The sequence below is a fragment of the Hoeflea sp. IMCC20628 genome, from assembly GCF_001011155.1.
Taxonomy (GTDB): domain Bacteria; phylum Pseudomonadota; class Alphaproteobacteria; order Rhizobiales; family Rhizobiaceae; genus Hoeflea.
On sequence record NZ_CP011479.1, the window covers coordinates 3,273,447 to 3,296,931 of the forward strand.

At 57.8% G+C, this 23,485-nt stretch carries 20 protein-coding genes; 6 read left to right on the forward strand and 14 right to left on the reverse strand.

Annotated elements, in window-relative coordinates; translation table 11 throughout:
- Window position 1: 1 nt before the first annotated feature.
- The 14 genes from IMCC20628_RS15435 to IMCC20628_RS15500 all read right to left on the reverse strand — a co-directional run bounded on the left by IMCC20628_RS15435 (window position 2) and on the right by IMCC20628_RS15500 (window position 15,915).
- The gene (locus tag IMCC20628_RS15435) at window positions 2–820 is read right to left on the reverse strand and encodes an XdhC/CoxI family protein (protein ID WP_047032629.1); all 819 of its coding nucleotides are present in this window, start codon (window positions 818–820) and stop codon (window positions 2–4) included.
- A 2-nt stretch (window positions 821–822) separates the two neighbouring features.
- Window positions 823–2,010 carry a VWA domain-containing protein gene (locus IMCC20628_RS15440; RefSeq protein ID WP_047030963.1) on the reverse strand — a complete coding sequence of 396 codons (1,188 nt, stop codon included), beginning with the start codon at window positions 2,008–2,010 and terminating at the stop codon, window positions 823–825.
- Between the two features lies 1 nt (window position 2,011).
- Window positions 2,012–2,887, reverse strand: a complete 876-nt coding sequence (locus IMCC20628_RS15445) for a MoxR family ATPase (protein WP_245307791.1) — start codon at window positions 2,885–2,887, stop codon at window positions 2,012–2,014.
- Between the two features lie 16 nt (window positions 2,888–2,903).
- The gene (locus IMCC20628_RS15450; RefSeq protein ID WP_047030964.1) at window positions 2,904–5,333 is read right to left on the reverse strand and encodes an aerobic carbon-monoxide dehydrogenase large subunit; all 2,430 of its coding nucleotides are present in this window, start codon (window positions 5,331–5,333) and stop codon (window positions 2,904–2,906) included.
- Entirely contained in the window at window positions 5,330–5,830 is a 501-nt protein-coding gene (locus IMCC20628_RS15455; RefSeq protein WP_047030965.1) for a (2Fe-2S)-binding protein, read from the reverse strand. The genes IMCC20628_RS15450 and IMCC20628_RS15455 overlap by 4 nt, the downstream gene beginning before the upstream one ends.
- 12 nt (window positions 5,831–5,842) lie before the next feature.
- A complete protein-coding gene (locus IMCC20628_RS15460) occupies window positions 5,843–6,709 on the reverse strand; it encodes a xanthine dehydrogenase family protein subunit M (protein WP_047030966.1) in 867 nt (288 codons plus the stop codon).
- 200 nt (window positions 6,710–6,909) lie between these two features.
- Window positions 6,910–8,103 carry an MHYT domain-containing protein gene (locus IMCC20628_RS15465; protein ID WP_047030967.1) on the reverse strand — a complete coding sequence of 398 codons (1,194 nt, stop codon included), beginning with the start codon at window positions 8,101–8,103 and terminating at the stop codon, window positions 6,910–6,912.
- A gap of 374 nt (window positions 8,104–8,477) precedes the next feature.
- On the reverse strand, window positions 8,478–9,710 hold the full coding sequence (locus IMCC20628_RS15470; protein ID WP_245307792.1) for a serine hydrolase: 1,233 nt from the start codon (window positions 9,708–9,710) through the stop codon (window positions 8,478–8,480).
- A 63-nt stretch (window positions 9,711–9,773) separates the two neighbouring features.
- Window positions 9,774–10,805, reverse strand: a complete 1,032-nt coding sequence (locus IMCC20628_RS15475) for an extracellular solute-binding protein (RefSeq protein ID WP_047030968.1) — start codon at window positions 10,803–10,805, stop codon at window positions 9,774–9,776.
- Between the two features lie 23 nt (window positions 10,806–10,828).
- Window positions 10,829–11,626, reverse strand: coding sequence for an ABC transporter permease (locus IMCC20628_RS15480; protein ID WP_082128344.1), 798 nt, complete (start codon window positions 11,624–11,626; stop codon window positions 10,829–10,831).
- Window positions 11,627–11,675: 49 nt separating this feature from the next.
- Window positions 11,676–12,614, reverse strand: a complete 939-nt coding sequence (locus tag IMCC20628_RS15485) for an ABC transporter permease (protein ID WP_047030969.1) — start codon at window positions 12,612–12,614, stop codon at window positions 11,676–11,678.
- The gene (locus tag IMCC20628_RS15490; protein WP_047030970.1) at window positions 12,611–13,717 is read right to left on the reverse strand and encodes an ABC transporter ATP-binding protein; all 1,107 of its coding nucleotides are present in this window, start codon (window positions 13,715–13,717) and stop codon (window positions 12,611–12,613) included. Before IMCC20628_RS15490 ends, IMCC20628_RS15485 begins: the two co-directional genes overlap by 4 nt.
- Before the next feature lie 96 nt (window positions 13,718–13,813).
- A complete protein-coding gene (locus tag IMCC20628_RS15495) occupies window positions 13,814–14,512 on the reverse strand; it encodes a helix-turn-helix transcriptional regulator (RefSeq protein WP_156174534.1) in 699 nt (232 codons plus the stop codon).
- A gap of 461 nt (window positions 14,513–14,973) precedes the next feature.
- Window positions 14,974–15,915: a LysR family transcriptional regulator gene (locus tag IMCC20628_RS15500; protein WP_052766453.1), complete on the reverse strand. Its 942-nt coding sequence runs from the start codon at window positions 15,913–15,915 to the stop codon at window positions 14,974–14,976.
- Between the two features lie 213 nt (window positions 15,916–16,128).
- Here IMCC20628_RS15500 and IMCC20628_RS15505 point away from each other — a divergent pair, with 213 nt between their 5' ends.
- From IMCC20628_RS15505 to IMCC20628_RS15530, 6 genes are all read left to right on the forward strand, one after another.
- Window positions 16,129–16,422 (forward strand): cupin domain-containing protein, encoded by a 294-nt coding sequence (locus tag IMCC20628_RS15505; protein WP_197078311.1) that lies wholly within the window; start codon window positions 16,129–16,131, stop codon window positions 16,420–16,422.
- Between the two features lie 67 nt (window positions 16,423–16,489).
- Window positions 16,490–18,220, forward strand: a complete 1,731-nt coding sequence (locus tag IMCC20628_RS15510) for a choline dehydrogenase (protein WP_343123242.1) — start codon at window positions 16,490–16,492, stop codon at window positions 18,218–18,220.
- Window positions 18,217–19,155, forward strand: coding sequence for an ABC transporter substrate-binding protein (locus IMCC20628_RS15515; protein ID WP_047030974.1), 939 nt, complete (start codon window positions 18,217–18,219; stop codon window positions 19,153–19,155). The genes IMCC20628_RS15510 and IMCC20628_RS15515 overlap by 4 nt, the downstream gene beginning before the upstream one ends.
- 62 nt (window positions 19,156–19,217) lie before the next feature.
- A complete protein-coding gene (locus IMCC20628_RS15520; protein WP_047030975.1) occupies window positions 19,218–20,300 on the forward strand; it encodes an ATP-binding cassette domain-containing protein in 1,083 nt (360 codons plus the stop codon).
- Window positions 20,287–22,392 carry an ABC transporter permease subunit gene (locus IMCC20628_RS15525; protein ID WP_082128163.1) on the forward strand — a complete coding sequence of 702 codons (2,106 nt, stop codon included), beginning with the start codon at window positions 20,287–20,289 and terminating at the stop codon, window positions 22,390–22,392. The genes IMCC20628_RS15520 and IMCC20628_RS15525 overlap by 14 nt, the downstream gene beginning before the upstream one ends.
- 3 nt (window positions 22,393–22,395) lie before the next feature.
- The gene (locus IMCC20628_RS15530; RefSeq protein ID WP_047030976.1) at window positions 22,396–23,430 is read left to right on the forward strand and encodes a histone deacetylase family protein; all 1,035 of its coding nucleotides are present in this window, start codon (window positions 22,396–22,398) and stop codon (window positions 23,428–23,430) included.
- Window positions 23,431–23,485: the final 55 nt, after the last annotated feature.

Here is a 23,485-nt window from a genome sequence, read left to right on the forward strand (position 1 = left end):
GTCAGAGTGTGCGTTGGCCACGACGGCGGATTTCAATCATTTCAGCAACAATCGAGAACGCGATTTCGTCGGGCGTGATTGCGCCAAGATTGAGCCCCGCCGGAGCGTGAATATTTTCAAGTTGTGCCGATGATACACCGGATTCCGTCAAATCGGCTTTCAGAACTGCAGCTTTTTTGCGCGAACCGACAAAAGCGAGATATTTGGAGGGCACCTGCACGGCGGCCTTGAGTGCCACGCTGTCGCCGCGGCCCTGGGTGGCAATGACCAGATAATCCCGTTCGCTCCCGTCCGTCGGAATAGTGTACCCGTCGATCAGGCGATCGGTTTCGCCAAAGTTGGCGTGATCATCCACCGGGGCACAAATGGTGACGAAGAACCCCATGCGCCGGGCAAGATCGGCGAGCGCAACGGCGACGGGTGACGCGCCACAAATCGTCAGATGCGGCCTTGGCAGCACCGGTTCGACAAACACATCCATGGTTCCCTGGCTGGGACACATGTTCTTGGCGTAGACCACGCCTTCGCGGGTTTCGCCGGGCTTTACCTGGTGCTCCGAGAGTTGCTCGTCGGGCTGGATGCTGACAAGCCGCGACTGACCGTCGGCAAGCGCTTCACGTGCAGCCTTGAGCACCGCGCCGCGGGCGCATCCGCCGCCAATCCATCCTTCGGTGATCGTCCCATCGCTACTGATCACAGCCTTGGCGCCCGCCTTGGCGGCGGTGACCGAAACCGTGCGCACGACGGTTGCCAGCGCAAAAGGCTCGCCCTTGGATTTGTAATCATTCATCAGATCCAGAATGTCGGACTGCCGTGACATGATCATATCCTCCCCAGGTAGGGTTCAAGGGCTTCAAGGCTTTCCAGATTGTGGGCCGGCGCGAACAGATCGATGTGGGGAAGGGCGGCCTTCATGCCGGCAGCCTCCGGGGCATAACCCTGCCAGCCGATCATCGGGTTGAGCCAGGCGATGCGGCGGCAGCGGCGGCGTAACGCCTGCATCTCGACACCCAAGTTGTCCGCCGGGCCGGTGTCGTAGCCATCCGAAACGATCATCACGCAAGTGCGCGAATGAATGCAGCGCTTGGCGTGCCAGCGATTGAAGGTGGCGAGGCTTTCGCCAATCCGGGTTCCGCCGCCGGTGCCTTGGGCCAGCAACGACATGCGCTCCATGGCGCGTTGTGGATTGCGTTCTTTCAGCGCCGGCGAGATATGGATCAGGCGGGTGTGAAAGACGAAGGCCTCGGCTTCGCGAAAGCTGTCGAGCACACCGTGCATGAAGCGCAAAAAAACAGCGGAATAAAGGTTCATCGAGCCCGAAGCATCCAGCAGCACGACAAGGCGCAACGGCTTGCCCTTGCGCTTGCGGCGGATCAGTTCCAGCGGCGTGCCCCCATAGGCAATGCTCTTGTGAATGGTTCGCCGCAGATCCAGCCGTTGACCGGAGCGCCGCGCATGCATCCGGCGCGTCAGGCGCGCGCGCATGCTCTTTGCAAGGCGCTCGGCTAGGTCGTGCGCAGCAGCCAGATCTTCGGGTTGTGCCAGGTGGCGAAAGTCTGTTCTCGACAGGAGCTCGGTCCGTGATGCGCCTTCGCGCTTGGACTGACCGGTCTCGGAGACTTCGCTTCCCTCACCGCGTTCGACATGGTCGGCCTTGTCGCTTTCACCAAAACCGCGCTGGCCCGCTGCCTGAGTTTGCAGACCTGTCGGGGATTTCTGCGGCGCACCTGAGATCCGCGTCGCCGATTTCATCCCGCGTTGCAGCCAATAGGCATCGAACAGTTCGTCAAATTTCTGCCAGTCGGATTGCCTGCTGCAGAACAGGGTTTTCAAACTTGGGCGCAGGCGCGTTGGGCGCGTGGCGTTGCCGCCGCTCAGGATCGCCAGGGCATCACGGGTTTCAGCCAAGCCAACAACGAAACCGTTGTCGCGCAGAACATGAACGAAGCCATTGAGCTTCGTCCTGGCGCCTGCGCCGAGCGGGTTTTCCATTTGCAGCGCGGCGCTCATCTCAGGCCACCTTGCCGAGCAGCCGGTCGGTGACTTCACGGGTCATGCTCGACTTGTCCTCGGCGGTCTTGATCAGGCACATCAGCGTCTCAAAAACCGCCTCCGGTTCATCGCGCAGATGCCGAATTTCCAGCCCGGCGAGTGTTGCGGCCCAGTCGAGCGTTTCGGCGACGCCCGGCGACTTGCGCAGGTCTTCCTTGCGGATCAGGCTGACCATGTTGGCGATCTGCAGCGCCAGATCGGTGTCGATACCGGGCAGGCGCGACAGGATGATCCGGGCTTCGCGATCGACATCGGGATAATCGACATAGTGATACAAACAGCGACGACGCAGCGCATCGCTGAGTTCGCGGGTGCCGTTCGATGTCAGTATCACACGGGGAATGGTGGTCGCGGTGATGGTCCCCAGCTCCGGAATCGAAACCTGGAAGTCCGACAGCAGTTCGAGCAGGAACGCCTCGAATTCCTCGTCCGCCCGATCGACCTCGTCGATCAGCAGAACCGGCGACTTCTCCTGCCGGATCGCGGCAAGCAGTGGCCGTTCCAGCAGATAAGCCTCGCTGAAAATATGCTCTTCGACCGCGGAAGCATCGGTGCCTTCGCGTGCCTTGATGGCCAGCAATTGCCGTTGATAGTTCCACTCATAGAGAGCCGCGCTCTGGTCGAGCCCCTCGTAGCATTGCAGGCGGATCAGTTTTGTATCGTGAGCAAGGGCCAAGGCCCGTGCCACTTCGGTCTTGCCGACGCCGGCCTCGCCCTCGAGCAGCAACGGCCGCTTGAGGCTCTCCATCAACCATAACGCGGTGGCCAGATCGCGGTCGGGAATATACCCGACCGCGGCCAATTGCGTGGCGACCTTTTCCTGTGGAATTTTCACCGGAGCTTCCCCGACCCTAAGTGTGCAGACCCAGCTTCTCACCGACGGTCCAGAGACGCCATGCATCATGCGGCATCTGGATGTGTCCGGCGCCGAGGAATGCATAGGCGTCGTTTACGGCGTTGGAGAAGCACGGCACACCGCCGACATGGGGGCTTTCGCCCACGCCCTTGGCACCGATCGGATGGTGCGGAGACGGGGTCACCGTGTGATCGGTTTCCCAGTGCGGCGTTTCGACGGCGGTGGGCAGGAAGAAGTCCATGAAGGACGCGCCCATGACATTGCCTTGCTCGTCGTAGCGGATTTCCTGACCCATGGCGCAGGCAAAGGCTTCGGTCAGACCGCCGTGAACCTGACCCTCGATGATCATCGGGTTGATGCGTGTGCCGCAATCATCCAGCGCGTAGAAGCGCCGTGTCTTGGCAACACCGGTATCAACGTCGATATCCATGACGCAGAAATAAGCGCCAAACGGATAGGTCATGTTCGGCGGCTCATAGTAGTTGACCGCCTCCAGGCCCGGCTCCATGTTCGGGGGCGGGCTGTTGTAGGCAGCCCAGGCGATTTCCTTCATGGTCTTGAACTTTTCCGGCAATCCCTTGACCCGGAAACGGTCGACGTCCCATTCCAGATCGCCTTCATGCACTTCCATCATGTGGGCGGCGATCATCTGGGCTTTCGCCTTGATCTTGCGCGCCGCCACGGCCGTTGCCGCACCTGCCACTGGCGTGGAGCGGGAACCGTAGGTGCCCAGCCCATAGGGCGCGGTGTCGGTGTTGCCTTCTTCGATCATGATGTCGTCGGCAGGAATGCCGATTTCGGTGGCGATGATCTGGGCGTAGGTCGTTTCGTGGCCCTGTCCCTGGCTCTTGGTACCCATGCGGGCGATCACAGAACCAGTCGGATGGATGCGGATTTCGGCCGAGTCAAACATGGCGATGCCGAGAATGTCGCAATTCTTGGCAGGCCCGGCACCGACAATCTCGGTGAAGAACGAGATGCCGATCCCCATGACTTCGCGGGTTTCACCGCGATTGAAAGCCTCGCGTTTCTTCGCCTGCTCCTCGCGCAGTTCCTTGTAGCCGATGGTGTCCATCGCCTTCTTCATGGCGGTGTGATAGTCGCCGCTGTCATATTCCCAGCCCAGTGCCGACTGGTAGGGGAACTGCTCGGCCTTGATGAAGTTCTTAATGCGCAGTTCGGCCGCATCCATTCCAAGCTTCTGGGCCAGCAGTTCCACCGCGCGTTCGATGGCAAACACGGCTTCGGTGACGCGGAACGAGCAGCGATAGGCGACGCCGCCAGAGGCCTTGTTGGTGTAGACACCGTCGACGGCCAGATGCGCCGTCGGGATGTCATAGGAGCCGGTACAGATGTTCATGAAACCGGCAGGCCATTTCGACGGATCGGCGCAAGCGTCGAAAGCGCCATGGTCGGCGAGCACATGCACGCGCATGGCCTGGATCTTGCCGTCCTTGGTGGCAGCAAGCTCAGTGGTCATGTGGTAGTCGCGGGCGAACGACGTGGTGGAAAGGTTTTCCATCCGGTCTTCGACCCATTTGACCGGCACGCCCAGCACAATGGAGCCGACAACCGAGCAGACATAGCCGGCGTAAGCGCCGACCTTGTTGCCGAAGCCGCCGCCGATATCGGGTGCGATGACATGGATCTTGTGCTCGGGAAGTCCCGAAATCAGCGAGACGACGGTGCGGATGACGTGCGGCGCCTGGAAGGTGCCCCACAGTGTGAGTTCACCCTTGACCTTGTCGAAGGAGGCCACCGACTGGCAGGTTTCCAGCGGTGAGGGATGGGTGCGGTGATCGACCAGCATCTCCTTGATGGTCACATCGGCATTGGCGAAGACCGCGTCAGTTGCCTCCTTGTCGCCGATCTTCCATTCGAAAATGTGATTGGGATGTTTGCGCGGACCGTGTGCGCCCTCCATCTTGTCCTGAATGTCTTCGCGCAGGATCGGCGCGTCGGGCAGCATCGACTTGAACGGGTCGACGATGCACGGCAGGGCTTCATATTCCACGTCGACCAGTTCGGTGGCGTCGGAGGCGATGTAGCGATCCTCGGCAATGACGAAGGCCACTTCCTGGTTCTGGAACAGAACTTTTTCTTCGGCCAGGACCGCCTGCACATCACCCGCCAGTGTCGGCATGTAATGCAGACCCAGCGGCTTGAGGTCGGCTGCAGTCAGCACGGCAACGACGCCCGGCAGGGCCTTGGCGCGGCTGGTGTCGATGCTCTTGATCCGTGCATGGGCGTGGGGCGAACGGACAAAATCGCCAAACAACATTCCTGGCAGTTTCAGGTCATCGACATAGCTGCCCTTGCCTTGGGTGAAGCGGACATCTTCGACCCGCTTGCGCTTGCAGCCCATGCCCTGGAGTTTTTCGGTGCGCTCAGCGCGGTCCTGATCAATTTTGGTCTGGTCGTTCATTCTGCAGCCTCCTGAAACGGGGTGCCGTTGATCTTCGCGGCGGCATACTGGATCGACTTGACGATGTTGACGTAGCCGGTGCAGCGGCAAAGGTTGCCGGAAATGCCATGGCGGATTTCGTCTTCGGTCGGTGCCGGATTTTCCTGCAACAGGCGGTGCGCCCGCAGGATCATGCCGGGTGTGCAGAAACCGCACTGCAGACCGTGCATCATGCGGAAGCCTTCCTGCAGCGCACTCAACGTACCGTCGGCATTGGCAACGCCTTCGATGGTGGTGATTTCAGTGCCGTTGGCCTGCACCGCGAAAGTCATGCAGCTCTTGACCGACATGTCGTCCATGTCAACGGTGCACGCACCGCAATGGCCCGTGTCGCAACCAATATGGGCTCCGGTCAGGCTCTGTTGTTCGCGCAGGAAATGGATCAGCAATGTGCGCGGCTCAACCAGAGCCTCGACCTTCTTGCCGTTGATCGTCAGTTCGATATGCGATTTTGTCATTGGAATTCCCCCTCAACCTTTGGCACGGGACTGAGCCCGCTCAAGTGCGCGCCGCACCATGACACCTGCCATTTTGGTGCGATATTCCGCAGGCCCGCGCATGTCGGAGGCCGGGTTGGTGATTGCTTCGGCTGCAGCCACGGCGGCATTGACTGTCGCCTTGTCGAGACCGGAGCCGACCAGTAGCGCAGCCGCATCGGACGCCCAGAGCGGGGTTTCCGACACATTGGTCAGGCCGATGGATGCATTGGTGCATTTGCCTCCCGCCATGGTGATAACGACGGCGGCGGCCGCAGTGGCATAGTCGCCGACCTTGCGCTTGAGCTTCTCATAGGCATAGCCATGGTCTGCGGCTGGGATCGGGATGCGGACTGCCGTCAGGATCTCGCCATGCTCCAGCGAGGTGTAATAGGCACCCTGATAGAAATCGCGCGCCGCGATTTCGCGGCTGCCATTCGGGCCGGAGACGGAATAGGTCGCGCCCAGGCACATCATCAGCGCCGGCATGTCATTGCCGGGGTCGCCATTGGCGACATTGCCACCGAATGTTCCCTTGTAGCGGATTTGCGGATCGGCGATCAGCCGCGAGGTTTCGGCGATGATTGGAATGTGGCGCTCAAGCTCATTGGAGGTGATCAGTTCGAACTGCGTGGTCATGGCGCCGATGACAATGTCGCCGCCCTCGACCGTGATGCCCTTGAGATTGCCGATGCCGGAAAGATCGATGAGATGCTCCGGCGAAGCCAACCGGGTCTTCATCAAGGGTATCAGGCTGTGGCCGCCCGCAAGGATGCTGGCTTCCTCGCCCAGCTTGGCAAGCAGCCCCACTGCATCTTCAACGGTTGCGGGTCGATGATAGTCGAATGCGCCAGGTATCATTCTCGCTCCTCCCAAAGCTTGGCAGATGAAGAAACGACCTTTCAATGAGCCGGAGGGCTGATATCTCGATCAAACTTCAACAGTGCTCAGAAGAGAGGCCATTGCTGCCATTCCAGACAACCGCTGGCACACGAACACCACATATTTTCACGAAATGCCGCCTGCTCGCACGAACTGCGTCAACAACGTTGACATAAATATCAGGCGATGCCCGAGTGCTTGCGGGCTTGGTGAGTGGCCAATTCCTGGCGGAGATCGGCCACGCGGGCCCGGCTGATCGGCACTGTACGGCGCACAGGTGAATCGAGTTCGGCAACCGCGGCATCGCCGGATTTCTTGACCTGACCCACATGCGCAAGATTGACGATATAGCTCCGATGGGTCCGGTAGAATGTCGGTTTCGGCAGGCGCTCGAAAATTTCAGTGATCGAGAGCGTGCAGAAAAGATCATCACGCCCGTTGAAGACATAGGTGTAATGGGCATTGGCGTGCACCGATATGACTTCGCTGGCCGCAATGTGAAACCGGTTTCCATTTTTCTCGATCGGCAGCAGATTGGCCGATACGCCATCCATCAATGCATTGGTTGTTGCATCTACCGGTCTTGCTGCAACTGTGTCATCAAACCCGATGTCATTGAAATCGTCAGCGTTGTCGTCTCCCGCCTTCAAGCCAGCGGAGTTCCTGTTTCCCTCCGGTCGCTTCGGCACCAGCGTCAGCATGAAGATCCCGGAAATCGCGAATGCAACAACACTGACGATCACGGCCAGCGTGTCACTGGAAATGAACGAGGTGGACGCACTCTGGGCGGCAAGCGAAAAATCGAAAGTCGTGCCTTCCATCGCTGTGTAGTGCATTCCGGATACTGCGCATCCCAAGAACGTGGCGCAGAGAAAAAGCGGCGGGCGCCGATCAGCCGAAAATGCCAGCCAAAGCGCCAGACCCGAGGCCGTTACGGCGATGACGAAGCTGACAACGACATAGGCCGGATCATAAGTCATCCGGGCGCTGGAGTTCAGCGCGATCATGCCAACATAATGCATGATGGTGATGCCCAGTCCCATCACACCCGCCGCAATCGCCAGCAAGTGCGGAGAACGCAGGCTCGCAAGGAAAATGGCGATCCCCGTTACCAGCACGCAAAGCAGGAATGACAGCAGTGTCGGCAAGACCAGGTAGTCGACCTCTGTGGCCATGCCCATGGACAGCATGCCGATGAAATGCATGCCCCAAATGCCGACGGCGAGAGTGATCGCCGACGCCGCGATCAGGAGGCGGCGATTAAGCGCGAATGCGCTTGAGATGCGGAGCGCGAGGTACAGACCGACATAACTGGCCTGAATGGCGACAATCACGGAAAGCGCGACGAGGTAGAGATTGTGATGCATTGCCATTACGGGTTGGCCCAATCAGCTTGGCACGGTTTTGGTTCCCGGATCATGATGTCAAGCTAGCATAAATCGTCGACCAATTTCCACCAGGTCCAGATGCCTGTTGCGGTGCGTTGACATTCATCCCTGTTATGAACTGCTTCCTGGGCCTCAAGCGACTTGTTTGCGTTTCCAGTCGGGCGGTTTGCCTTCGGTAACCTGATCAGTCCGTGGATTGCTGGACGTCCACAGACGGCCGCCCTGCCCCGCTCAAGAATTTTGTGCTGATAATGCTCGCAGGTCCATTTTAATGACCCTGCCCTTGGTGATGATCAGATCTGCCGTAACCACTTTCCGCCCGCTCTTGCCGGATTGCCAGCTGATGGGAATTGAACTCGTCACATTTCATTTAAGGCATTGCGGATGACATCGATGGCGCGAAACGTGTCACGCGTGAGCGAGGGAATGATGTAGTCAGGCCAGGTAGATAGCTTGACTGCCAGGAACTCGCTCTCCGGGTCGGCATAGATCAGCTGACCGAACACTCCGCGCGCACAGATCTGACCTTTGTCCGCATCCCGGATCCACCAGAATCGACGATAAGCACCATTCGGCAGGACATCAGAATAGGGTGGTCCGAAAACATCACGGTTACCGGTCCGTATGCCATCAATCCAGGCCGCCGGCACAACCTGCCTGCCACCGGCCTTGCCACCGTTGAGCATCAGCAATCCCAAGCGGGCATAATCGCGCAGGGTCGCATTGAAGCCGCCGTCAGCAAGCGCCGTCCCGGCCTCGTCGACGGTAAAATATGCATCCCGGTCCGCGCCAATGGGCTGCCAGAGATACTGACTCACGAGATCAGCAAGAGACTTGCCGGCAGCGCGCTCCAATGCCCATGCCACCACGTCCGTTTCTATCGAGCGGTACTCGAACACGCCACCATGCGGCCGGATCTTCGGCAAACTGAGAATGACCTCGCGGATTGTTGGTCGTGGTGCGCCGCCAATCTTGGGGCGCCATCCTGATGCGATGTCGATCCGGGTCATGTCACTGCCGGGCATATTGTAATCTTCGGTGAACCGGACGCCCGAGCGCATATCCAGCACCTGATCAAGGGTGGCGTAGGCATAGCCGCATTGCGCAAGTTCAGGAACGATGCCGGCCAGCGGCGCATGGATATCGACCACGCCCTCCGATGCGAGGATGCCGGCAAGCAGGCCAACCACGGATTTCGCCACCGACTGTGACAGATGCAGCGTTTCAGGCGCCATGCCGTTGAGATAGCGTTCGAAGACGATGCGGTTCTTGTGCATCACCAGGAATGCATCGCCATAACTCTCGTTCAGGAAACGGTCGATCGTCACGCTGGTGCCGTTCTCACGGTCGAACTGGACGCCGGCCAGATCTTGCGGCGCTTCATCGAGCGTGCTTGCCGGCCCGAAACCGCGAAACACATCCACTGTCGGAATCAGGCTGCGCACATTCTGGAAGGTCCAGCGGTTGAACGGCGGAAGGTCCCAGTTCTCGAGCGTCGGCCGTTTTTCCGGCGGCGGAGGAAACCCTTGCATGATTCCCAGTTGCCGGGCGGTTTTAGGCACAGCCGCTTCAACCTTGCCGGTGTTGGACATGGAAAATCTTTCTCTGATGGGAGGCCGGCGCGCTGGTCAAGACCAGCGCGCCGGGGCTCGAACCTACTGCTTCAGCTGGGTCCAGATCTTGTTGTACAGGTCGACGACTTCCTGCGGACATGGCGTCACGAAATCCGGAGCCGGCGCACTTGCCGGCATCACGATCTCGGGTGCGGAAAGCATCTCTGGCTCCATGAACTTGTCACTGCCCATGATGCCATTGGCATAACGCGCGAAATTCGAGGTCAATCCGGCGTTCTCCGGATCCATCATGAAGTTCACGAAGAGTTTGGCATTGTCGAGATTTGGAGCGCCCTTGAGGACAGCGACATTGTCCATCCAGCCGGTAAAGCCTTCTTTCGGATAGGCATATTTCAGCGTTGGCCGCTGCACACGCGCACGCATTGCCGCACCATTCCAGCTCTGGCTGATGTCAACGTCTTTGGAGGTGAGTTTCTCGATGACCGCGTAGTCCATCGTCCGCCAATGCGGCTTGGCCTTGGCCAGCAGGGCGAGCACTTCGCGCAACTGATCCTGATTGCCATTGCAACGCCCATAGCCGAGATAGCGCAGGCCGGCATTGATCACATCGTTCATGTCATTGAGCATGTTGATCCGGCCCTTGAGCGCTTCAGGTGGATCAAACAACAATGCCAGCGTATCGATGTCGCCGTCATAAATCGCGGTGTCGACAGTGAATGACGTCGTGCCCCACTGATATGGAATCGAGTAATCGCGACCCGGATCCCACCACACATCCACCCATTTGGGATCGATGTTCTTGAAATTCTCCATGGAGTTCGGCTTGACCTCTTCAAGCAGTCCCTCACCGATCATGACCTTGATCATGTAGTCGCCCGGCACGACAATGTCATAGCCGGTATCGCCGGCTTTGACTTTGGCAAGCATGGCTTCGTTCGAATCGTATCCGTCAAGATTGACCTTGATGTCATACGCCTCTTCGAACTTCTTGATCATGTCGGGGGATGTGTAATTGCCCCAGTTGTAGATGTTCAGTTCACCGGCGGCCATGGCTGCCGATGATGCCAACGCCATGACTGACGCGGTGGCCAGAAGCCTCAATACAGGTTTCATAGTTCCTCTCCTTTATTCCGTCTTTACCGCTGCATTCGCCGCTGCACGAAGAAAAGCAGCACGACCAGCAATACCGAGACCGCAACCAGAATGGTCGAGACGGCGTTGATCTCGGGCGTAATCCCGCGCCGGATGGCGCCGAGGATGTAGATGGGAAGCGTGGTCTCGCCCGGGCCCGCAACCATGAGCGTGATGATCACATCATCCAGCGAAACGACGAAGGCGAGCATCGCCCCGGAGACAATTCCCGGGCCAAGCAGCGGCAAGGTGACCAGAGTGAAGACTTTCAGCGGCGGCGCGTAGAGATCCGCTGCGGCCTGCTCGAGTGTTAGCGTCATGTTTTCGAGCCGCGCGCGGATCGGCATGTAGGCGAATGGAATGCAGAAGGCCGCGTGGGCCAGCATCAGATAGCCGATACCGGTCAGGCCGGTCATTCTCTTGACAAGCGCGAACAGCGAAAGCGTTGCGATCGCGGTTACGATCTCGGGGATCATCAGAGGCTGATTGATGATCCCGTAAACCATCCCTTGCCCCGCGAACCTCTTTGTCCGCGTCGTCGCCAGCGCCGCCATGGTTGCGGCCACCGTTGAAATGACTGTGGCAAACAGCGCAATCTTGACCGACACCCAGGCCGCGTTGCGGATCCCGTCATTGTCCATCGCCTTGACGTACCAGTCTAAAGAAAATTCCGTCCACAGGACGACGGAACGGTTTGCATTGAATGAAAACGCGATCAGCACAAGGATCGGAAGGTAAAGCGTGACAATGCATATCCAGGCGGTGGCGTTAAACCCAAGCATGGCCTTGAGGTCCCTGACCATGCTGCCGCGACGCCGCGCGGGTTTCAATGCTGAAGCTGCGGTCATTGGATCAGCCATTGCTCCGCGCCTCCCTGCCCGTAGCAAGCGCATTGACCAGAAGCACGACAACCACCAGCGCCATCAAAATCAGCGCGGCGGCGGACCCGAACGGCCAGTTACGCGATGCTCCGAACTGCATGGCAATCATGTTGCCGATCATCAGCTTCTTGCCGCCCCCCAGAAGCTCCGGGGTGATGTAGGCGCCCAGACCGGGGATGAAAACCAGAATGCATCCCGCAACAATCCCGGGTTTGGCAAGCGGAACGATGACGTGAAACAACACTTTCAGGCGGCTTGCGTATAGGTCGTAGCCGGCTTCAACCAGGCTGAAATCAAGCTTCTCGAGGCTCGCGTAAATCGGCAGCACCATGAAGGGCAGGAAGGAGTAGATCAGCCCGATGAACACGGCGGTATCGGTGTACAGGATGGACAGCGGTGATCCGATGATGCCGACCTTCATCAGGACAATGTTGATGATGCCCTCATCGCGAATGATCAGCAGCATGGCATAGGTGCGGATCAGCAGATTGGTCCAGAATGGCAGGGTGATCAGAAACAGCCAGATATTGCGCTGTTCACGCGGCTTGGTGGCGATAAAATAGGCCGTCGGGAAACCAAGGATCAGCGCACCAATTGTGGCGCCCAGTGCAAGCCCGATCGACCTGAGAAAAATCGAGAGATAGGCGGAATTGAAAACCAGCGTGTCATCAAAGATGTCGCGCTGGAAAAGAAACTGCACATAGCTGTCGGTGCTGAATTCCCATGTGACACCGCCATAGGTGCCGGGGGTCAGGAATGAATAGAGGACAGTGATCCCGAGCGGCAGGATGCTGATCGCCAGAATGATGACCAGAGCCGGCGCGAGCAGCCAGGTTCGGGTCAGACGTTCAGTGCGTCGATTGTGGTCGACCGCAGCAGCAAGTGTCGATGTATCTTCCCGCTCGCTCATTCCAGCACCCGTATCAGGTCGGGTTGCATGACGGCGCCGATAGAAGCTCCGGGCTGGTATTTGCCCTCGTCAACCGCGCCGGGATTGCGGATGACGATTTCCTCGCCGGTCGCAAGCCGGAGGTGAAGGTTTGTCGCCGCACCGAAATAGACAACGTTTTCCAGAATGCCCGTAAGCGTCGGCGTCTCGCCGGCTTTCGCCAATCGAACATTCTCGGGTCTGATTGCAATGCTGACTGCTCCCGACTTTGCTGCGGCCGATCCGAGATGCGCCAGCACCGCTGTGCCGTCCTTCAGCCGAACCGTCGCGACTTCGTTGTCCAGGCGCTCGACTGTTCCCTCGAGAATGTTGATGTCACCTATAAAATCAGCAACGAAGCGATGCGTCGGCCGGTCATAGATGTCTCTCGGAGATCCGATCTGCAGTATTTTGCCTGATTTCATCACGGCAATTCGGTCAGACATGGTCAGGGCTTCTTCCTGATCATGGGTCACGAACACGAATGTGATGCCGGTCTCGGCCTGCAGACTCTTGAGTTCAAGCTGCATGCTCTTTCTGAGCTTGAGATCAAGAGCTGCCAGTGGTTCGTCAAGCAGCAAAACCTTCGGCGCTGGCGCCAGTGCCCGGGCAAGGGCCACACGCTGCTGCTGGCCGCCTGAAAGCTGATCGGTGCGGCGTCCGGCCAATGGCTCAAGTTGAACCAATGTCAGCATGCGCTCGGTGGTCTGCTTGATCTCGGTGGCCGGCTTGCCGAGCATTCTGAGCCCGAATCCGATGTTTTCCGCCACTGTCATGTGCGGAAACAGGGCGTAGTTCTGGAACACCGTGTTGATCGGGCGCCGGTGCGGAGGCAGCGCGGTGATGTCCGCGCCCTCCAGGGCGATGACCCCGTTTGTCGGCAGCTCAAATCCTGCGATCAAACGCAGAAGCGTGGTTTTCCCACATCCGGAGGGGCCGAGAAGGGTGAAGAATTCATTTTCGAGGATGTCGAGTTCGACAGCGTCCAGCGCGGTGACCGCATACCCTCCGTCTCCGAAGGTCTTTGACAGCGCCCGCACCGACACTGCAGCTTTCCGGTCTCTGACGATTTCTGGTCCGGTCATTCGATGATCTGGCTCCCGACGATCTCGCTTAATGTCCAGCTTCGAAGGCTATGAGCCGTGACCGTGCGGGTAAATACCCCGAAAGGGGTATGCCGTTCAGCTCAGGACCGATCGCAGAAAGTTCGACAGAAGCTCCGATTGCGAGGAAATCGATAGCTTCCGGTAGATGTTCTTCCGATGAATTTTGACTGTGCCGACCGCGATACCCGCCATTGTTGAAACAGACGCGGAGGAGTGGCCCTTGAGAATGAGCGTCGCAACCTCGCGTTCACGGGCGGTCAGAATGTTTTCGCCAAAAGCATCCAGTGCTGCAGTCAGTGTCCTGTCCGGAGAAGGAGAATCTGCTCCGGACTGGATTGGTCCGACATGCCCCCGCTCGAAATGCTTGCGGGTGAGTGCGGCGATGATACCGACTTCGTCCTGAAATGCTCGCACCGACCGAGCACTGAACCGTGGTTCATCCCTGAGGCGGCCAAGTGAGTAGAAAATCGCACCATTTCCCTGAGGGACCAGAATGGCCATTTCGTCTCTCAGGGCGATGTTTTGATAATAGCGACGGTAATAGGTCGAGCGCATGAACTGATCAGGGGCAACATCGCGCAATCGCATGGCGCAATTGCTGCGGCCCGACAGGAAAGCATCGTAGACGGGATCAAGAAGGTAAGCGGTGTCCAGATATTGATCCACGACGTCGCGGTGACGCTCGGCCCGGACATTGTCATAGACGTGGTCGGGCGGGCGGTTCTGATGCAGATGGGTGATGAAGGCCCCATTGAAAGGCACGACTGACCGCATGTAATCCAGAATTGCCGGGAAAAAGTCAGCCGTGTTTATCGCGGAAATGGCACGCGCCAAGCTGTCACTTGCCCCCCTGGAACTGACGGGCCGTGAGCGTTCTTTTGGGGTTTGAATCTGGACGATCAAATGTGACTTCCCCAAATCAGAGCTTTGGACAGCTTCGAGTACAAATGGCGGCCTCTCGCCAGAAAATCGATCTAGCACACACTCTGCAGAAATAATGGCCTAAGCGCCAGCCGGTCAGTGAACCGGTGAGCCCTGATTTCAGGTTTTTTCCAAGCCCAAAGCTAAGGGAGCTGGATGCAATCATATTGAGTTAAACGAACATCTCGGTTTTCACGTGCTTCGGCTTCATCCGTCTTTCGGTCGCGTTCCTGAAGGTATTTTCATCGAGGGGCACAAAACCAAAGCCCGAGCAAGGCTCGCCGCCTGAGTCGTCCCGTTACGCCAAGGGCTTCTCAGTCTGCATCCAGAACTTTGATATTCAGATCGGTGAACACCTGATTGACGCGACGCTGATAGGCTAAAACTTCCTGTGCCAGCCACGCCTGGAACAAGCGCTCGGCATCTGTAAGCTCCCTCTTCTTCAGCCGACAAATCCAGTATCGCTCCAGACTTCGCAGACCCAGCTTGAACGGGGCGACAAGCCGACCCTCGGCTATCGCGCCAAGGCACATGAAGCTATCCCCAATCGTTACGCCTGAGCCCGCCAGAGCTGCTGAAAGGCAGAGTGATGTCTCGTTGTAACTGGTTCGTTTTGTTCCCTGGCCAGGATCGGGCGTTTTTGCTCTTCGAAACCACGTTTCCCAAGGGTTGTAGTTGCTATCAATAAGAAAATGCGTTGTGGGCGCCAGAGTGCCGTCGGACACATGCTCTGCCGAGTACTCCTGGGTGCACAAGGGAAGGTCGATCCATTCGCAGAGTTCCTCTTCTTCGAGAACCTCTGACGCGAATGCTCCTCCGGGACCGTAAAAAATACGGAAACTGAAATCCTCATCCATGCGCAGCAAGCCGTTACGTTCGGCGCTGACTTCAACCAGGATACCAGGGTTCTGGATCAGGAAGCCGCCGACCCGTTCAGCGAGCCATGACGTTGCAAAATCGCGATCTACCAGAACGTGAACTGCATTTGACCGTGCGCGCCTCTCGGTGACGCGTCGAGCTGTCGTGTTGATAAGGTCGAAGCCCTGTTTCAGGCCAGCAGCCAATTGCCGGCCTTCATCCGTCAACACAACCTTTGGACGTGAACGCACAACAAGCTGGCAACACAGGTGTTGTTCCAGGTTCTTGATCTGCTTGCTGACGGCCGGTCGCGACACGTTTAACTCTCGGGCGGCTTCGGTGAACGTCCCAAACCGGGCAACGAGATCAAACGCACGTAGGGAGGTCAATGAGAACATCTGGTCACAATCTATGGTAACTTCAGGTTACCTCATCGTACTATTTGTCGCTTTGCGAAGCAACCAGCTTCTCTTAGGCTCAAGGACAACTTCCAGAAAGCGGGTATCACGCTTCTAAGCGTGTTCAATCTACGAGAGGATCGACGGATGTCATTGCCAATAAGATTTGCTGCGAACGGACCAGAGGGTTGGACATCTGCTGAAGACGTTGCGTTGGAAACCGCCAAACTGATTGACGGCAAGCCGATGGGCCGGGATCACGTTTACTTCGAGAGGGAAACCCCAAGTTTCCGTTCGGGAATCTGGCGCTCGTCACCTTACACCGAGTTTTACGAGAACTATCCGTGTGACGAGTTCATGTATGTGCTCGAAGGCTCGGTGACAATGGAGAGTGACGGCTTCTCGGAGACCTATGCGAAGGGTGACGCATTTCTCGTTCCGAAAGGCTTCCGGGGCTACTGGAAGCAGACCGAGCCAATGTTGAAATTCTACGTGATCATCGACTGATAAGGCGGCGTTTTACAACATGTCAGATATCCCCAAAAACACCCAGGATCTTGGCACCTACGACTATGTGGTTGTCGGTGCCGGTTCCGCAGGTTGCATCATTGCCAACCGCCTCGGAGAAGATCGGAATCTTCGCATTCTGGTTCTGGAAGCCGGAGGCAATGACAATTCCATTTTCGTCAAGATGCCATCGGCTTTCTCCATCCCAATGAACACAAAACGGTTCAACTGGGGGATGAAGACCGAGCCGGAGCCCGGCCTGAACGGCCGGGTCATGAACCTGCCGCGCGGAAAGGGACTTGGTGGGTCATCGTCCATCAATGGAATGTGCTACGTGCGCGGCAACCCCATGGACTACGAACTGTGGTCCGCTCTCGGTGCCGACGGCTGGAACTGGGCCAATGTGTTGCCCTACTTCCAGAGGCTTGAAAACGTGCGGGATGGCGGCGCAACTCGTGGCACGGACGGGCCAATTTCCGTGACCCGCGGGACGGAAGAAAATCCGCTTTATCACGCGTTTGTGGAAGCGGGACAGCAAGCAGGTTACGCCCGAAGCCCAAACATGAATGACGGCCAGCATGAGGGCTTCGGCCCGATGGAGATGAACGTCGGCCATGGAGAGCGGTCAAGCACTGCGGTTGGCTATCTGCGCCCTGCCGTCAAGCGGGGCAATGTGCGCGTGATTTCCCACGCACTCGTTGATCGGATCGTCTTTGAAGGCAAGCAAGCAACTGGTGTGCTTTTTTCGTGCAACGGAAAAGCGATGTTCGCCCGGTCCGGTCGTGATGTCGTTCTCTGCGCCGGCTCGATCATGTCGCCAACCATCCTCAAACGGTCCGGCATCGGGCCAGCCGACGAGTTGAAAGCGCTTGGCATCGATGTCGTGGCGGACCGCCCTGAAGTCGGTGCCAACCTGATGGACCACCTCGAGATCTACCTGCAACAGGAATGCACGCAGAACGTCTCGCTTTATTCGCAGATGAATGCCTTCGGGAAGGCGATGATCGGTGCTCGCTGGTTGCTGACAAAGTCCGGGCTGGGGGCGACGAACCATTTTGAAACGGGTGGTCATATCCGCAGCCGGGCAGGCATCGTTTACCCGGATATTCAGTATCATTTTCTGCCGCTTGCGGTTTCCTATGACGGCACGACTATGGCAGATGGGCACGGCTTTCAGGTTCATGTGGGGACAAAACGCTCGAAAAGCCGCGGGACGGTCAAGTTGCGCTCTGCCTTATCGCAAGATTTGCCGAAGGTGCAGTTCAACTACATGACGCACCCGGACGACTGGTTGGAGATGCGTGCCTGCATCCGGTTGACGCGTGAAATCTTCGCCCAGTCCGCGATGGATCCGTTCCGGGGACGGGAGCTGGCGCCGGGCGAAGATTGCCTAAGCGACGAGAGCCTCGATCAATTCATCATCGAAAAAGTCGAGAGCGCCTACCATCCTTGCGGAACCTGTCGCATGGGAAGTGACGAAAGCGCAGTCGTCGATTCCGAGACAATGAAGGTTCGCGGTGTCAGCGGTCTGCGCCTGGTCGACAGCTCGGTCATGCCGCAGGCGACGGCGGGCGACCTTAACGCGCCGACCATGATGCTGGCGGAACGCTCGGCTGACCTGATCCGCGGACTCAATTTGGCCCCAGCTCCGGAAGCACCGCTTCTTGCTGATCCGCAGTGGGAAACACGGCAAAGATCGCCAGACATCAGCTGTGACTATTCTTCAAACCGCGAAGCTTTGCACGCGGCCCTCATAATGAATGCAAAGACAGAAACACCAACCAGGAGTGCCTCATGAAGCGCTACATAAAAAATGGAGTCTTCGCTCTTACCCTTTTGTCGGTGGGAGGTTTTGCCTCGATTGCAGTGGCAGAAGTCGAGTCGGAAACGCCTATCAAGATTGCCATCAATGAATGGACTGGTCAGCATCTTTCCGCGAATATTGCTGCTGAGCTTTTGAAGAAGATGGGCTACCAGGTCGAACTTGTCACGGCCGGTGGTCTGCCACAATTCACCGCGATGGCTCAGAACGCACTGGATCTCAATCCGGAAGTTTGGGACAATTCGGTGACGGATATCTACACAGATGGTCTTGCATCGGGAAAGCTTGTCAACCTGGGTGATTTGGGCCTCGAACCACAGGATGGGTGGATATACCCTCCTTACATGGCCGAGAAATGCCCTGGCCTGCCTGACTATAAGGCGCTCTACGACTGTGCCGAGGCTTTTGCCACCGCAGAAACCTTCCCGAACGGACGCCTGGTCGCTTACCCAGCCGACTGGGGCACTCGATCAGCCTCGGTCATCGAGGCAATCGACTTGCCGTTCACCGCCGTGCCCGGCGGCTCCGAAGGTGCAATGATGGCGGAACTCAAGAGCGCCATTGCTTCAGAGGAACCGATCCTGATGATGATGTGGCAACCCCACTGGGTATTCGCTGAATACGAGCTGGAGTCGGTGGTGTGGAACCCCATAGAAGGTGAATGCGTCGAAGAATCCCAGGAGCGTGAGACCGCTTGCGGGTTCGCACAGGCTTCAGTCAACAAGATCGTGTCGAGCCAGATGCCCGTCACATGGCCGGGCGCAGCAGCCTTTGTCGAGAAATTTACCCTGACGAACGAAGAGCAAAATGCGATGATCTTCGAGGTCGACCAGGGTGGACGCGCCTTGGACGAGGTCGTTCAGGAATGGATCGACAACAACGAGGCCAAATGGTCTGCCTGGATCAAGTAAAAACCCAACTGAGACCCGGCAAACCTGCCGGGTCTTGAATCTTGTAAACTCGGAGAGACATTGTGCTTGCGAATGAAGCGGATCGCACTGCGGCCGAAGTAAAGGTGTCCTGCCGGAACCTGTGGAAGGTTTTCGGCCCGAACCCCGATTCTTACTTCGACAAGCCAGGGGACGAGATCGCTGTCGATGCCCTCGCGGCACGGATGCGTGACGAAGACCATTTGCCTGCCGTAATTGATGTCAGCTTCGACGTCCATGTCGGCGAGATATTCGTCATCATGGGCCTCTCCGGATCTGGCAAGTCCACCGTCGTCCGCTGCCTGTCGCGGCTGATCGAAGCCTCTCACGGGCAGGTTCTGCTTGACGATGAGGATCTTCTTAGCATGGGCCCGAAAGAATTAATCGAGGTCCGGCGCCACAAGATGGGAATGGTATTCCAGAATTTTGGACTTCTGCCGCATCTCACTGTCCTGGAAAACGTAGCCTTCCCCCTGCGGCTTCAGAAGCTGTCGCTGGTGGAGCAACAGGAAAAGGCGCAGCGCGTCATCGAGCTTGTTGGGCTTACGGGGCGTGAGCAAAGCTTTCCGGGTCAGCTTTCCGGAGGCCAACAACAACGGGTCGGCATTGCGCGGTCGCTCGCTGTCGAACCTGACCTATGGCTGCTGGATGAGCCGTTTTCGGCACTCGACCCTCTGATCCGGCGTCAGATGCAGGATGAATTCCTGCGCATCCAGCGGGTTCTGCAAAAATCGATCGTCTTCATTACGCATGATTTCCTTGAAGCGTTACGGATCGCTGATCGCATGGCGATCATGCGGGCGGGTAAGATCGTGCAGATTGGCACCCCGGAAGAATTGATCCTGAACCCGGTGGATGACTATGTCGCCCAGTTCGCCAGCGAAGTGCCGCGGATCCGCGTGCTGCGTGCCGGGGAATGCACGGTGGAAATGACTGGCGACACCTCTGGAATGCAGCGGGTATCAAGCCGGACCACGGCAGAAAACCTGGTGAGCATCTTGTCTGGCGAACCGGACGGGATCATCGTCGAAGCCCCATCGGGAGTTCAACTGGGTATAGTCACCCCCGCCTCCCTTATCCGGGCGCTCGCTTCGGCTGAACGTAAGCGATACAATGACGCTGAATAGACTGAAAAGAACCAAGCTATCCGAGGCACGCCCGCTTGGCGCGCAACGCAACCTCGGCTGGCTACTTGTCATCTTGTTCGCCTTTGGCTGCATCCTCGTGCAGGATCGCATCGATTGGGTTGCTCACTATCCCGACCGTCTTATGTTGCCGATAGATGGCGCCCTGAACGCCGTGATGGACTGGGTGGTTGCCAATTTCGAGCCGCTGTTCAAGGCCATTACTGCGCTTCTGTCTGCCCCGATGGAATGGATTCGCGCGCTGCTTCACGTCCTGCCGTGGAGTGTGTTTACCTTTGTCATGGCAGCCATCGCCTTTGGCGCGCGCGGTGCGGGATTGGCGGCATTTACTGCCCTGAGCCTTGTCTATGTGCAGACTGTGGACCTCTGGTTCGAAGCCATGAACTCCTTTGCGCTGGTGTTCATATCGGTACCGCTGGCAGTTCTGATCGGATTCGGCCTGGGCGTCTGGGGCTTTGTGTCTCCGCGTGCTCAACGCGCCATTTATCCCATGCTCGATATTGCACAGACAATTCCGGCCTTTGCCTATCTCTTGCCAATTCTGCTCTTATTCGGGTTTGGCCCGGTTGTCGGGCTCGTGGCCTCTATCCTTTTTGCGTTCCCCCCAATGGTGCGCAATACCATCCTGGGGCTGGAACGGGTTCCCTCCGATATCATCGATGCAGGACTGATGTCGGGCGCAACATCGTTTCAGTCGTTTCGACAAGTTCGATTTCCGTCTGCGCTTCGGCAAATACTGATCGGTGTCAACCAGACCACGATGGCCTCACTCAGCATGGTGATTGTCGCCTCGATTATCGGCGGCACCGCGGACATCGGTTGGGAGGTCCTGTCGACCATGCGCAAGGCGCAGTTCGGAGACAGTCTCGTAGCAGGCGTTGTCATCGCATTGATGGCAATGATTCTTGACCGGATTACATTCGGCTTTGCCGAACGCGAAGGGGCGACCACCATTGTAAAGAGCAGGGTGCAGCGCTACGGATTTTCCCTGACTGTCGTCGCAATTGCGCTTGTCCTGCTGGCGCTGCAAACTGTGTTTCCGATTTTGGCTCACTGGCCGGACGGCTGGCACCTGGATCTGGCAGTCCCGCTTGATGCGGCGATCAATTGGTTCGTTGTCAGTTTCAAACCGGCGCTCGACAGCGTCAAGAACACCAGTCTTTTCGTGGTGATGCTGCCGCTCAAGCTGGGTTTTGACACCGCCATCAGCCCCTTTACCTGGGGGTTCGAACTGAAGTACTGGCACGTGGCCGGCTATTGTGCCCTCATCGGTGCCGCGGCCTTCGCCGCATACCGTGGAGGACGGTTTGCTTTGGCCGTCTGGATCGTTGTCCTGGCGCTGGTTTTCTATGTCGGCCTTACTGACATGCCCTGGCCCGCGATGTTGGCGATCCTGACCTATTTCGGTTTTTGCCTCGGTGGTTTTCCCTTGGCTACCGGTACCGCTCTGGCGACGGGCTTTCTTCTGGTTTCCGGGTCCTGGGATAAGGCGATGCTCACGCTCTATCTCTGCTCGCTGTCTGTTCTTGCCGCGTTTGCTTTGGGTGCTGTGCTCGGGATTGTCGCAGCACAGAACGATTGGTTTTCCAGGATGATGCGCCCGGTCAACGACACGCTCCAGACGATGCCGCCTTTTGTTCTGCTGATTCCGATCGTGATGCTGTTCAGAATTGGCGAGTTTACAGCCCTGTTTGCCATTGTCTTCTACGCGCTCGTTCCCGCATTCCGGTACACCGAGCACGGCATAAGGCAGGTTTCGACCGATGCGGTGGAGGCGGCGACGAGCCTGGGGGCAACACCGAGCCAATTGCTCTTTTTGGTCAAGCTGCCGCTGGCGCTTCCAAACATCATGCTCGGGCTCAATCAATCGATCATGGCTGGCATCGCGATGCTGGTAATTGCAGCACTTGTTGGCACGACCGGGCTTGGCCAGGAGGTCTATATCGGTCTCAGCTCCGGCAATTTCGGGCAAGGGTTCGTCGCCGGAATCGGCATGGCCATCATCGCCATTACCGCAGATCGTTTCTGCCAGGCCTGGCAACGCAACTATCAGAACAATCTGACAAAAGGGTAGAGCATGAAACTGGTTTATTCAGACGACCATCGCGAACATGCGGGCGCAAAGGAGATGCGGTACGATCAGATGATCCCTATGTCCGAAAGCCCCGAGCGCATGGACATCATCATGGAAGCGCTCGCCAAGGCCGGGTTCAAGGATGTGGTGTCGCCCCAAGCTCATGGATTGGAGGTCGCGCACCAAATTCACGACCCGGCCTTCGTCAGTTTTCTGCAACGCTGCTACCCTCTTTGGGAAAAGGAATTCGGGCTCGGCGGGTTTGCCACGGCCTATACCTTCGGGATGCGCTCAATGGGCCAGTCGCCCAACGCCTCTGTCCATTCGATGCTGAGTTGCTATACTTTTGACGTCTGTGTTCCGTTCGTGAAAGGCACCTGGACCGCAATAAATTCGGCCAAGGATGTCGCGCTGACAGGAGCCGAGTTGATTCAGAACGGCGAGCAGGCCGTGTTCGCGCTTTGCCGCCCGCCAGGGCACCATGCTTCGCAGGATCTGGCGGGAGGGTATTGCTACATGAACAATGCCGCGATTGCGGCGCAGTCTCATCTCAACGCCGGCAGCAAGCGCGTGGCCATCCTTGATATCGATTATCACCACGGCAACGGCACCCAGACAATTTTCTATCAGCGCTCGGATGTGTTCTTTGCGTCGCTTCATTGCCGGCCCGAAGATGAATATCCGTTTCTTCTGGGCTACGCGACCGAAGTCGGAGAAGGGGATGGCAAGGGCTATAATCTCAACCTGCCAATGCCGCGCGGCACCGACTATTCTGTATGGGAGCAAGCCCTTCAGACCGCCCTTCAACGCATTGAAGCCTATAATCCCGATGTCCTCGTTGTGTCGCTCGGGGTTGATACCTTTGCCGACGACCCAGTGGGTGGGTTCATGCTGCAAAGCCCGGATTTCACCGATATCGGCAGTAAAATCCGGACGCTGAACTGCCCTACGCAGTTCGTTATGGAGGGGGGATATTCGATGAGCGAACTTGGAACGAATGTCGCCAATATTATTCGCGGATACTCCACAAAAGGGTAGGAATTATTGTCGGAACACGGCTGGCCGGCGCTCCGAATTGAAATGGTTGGAAACT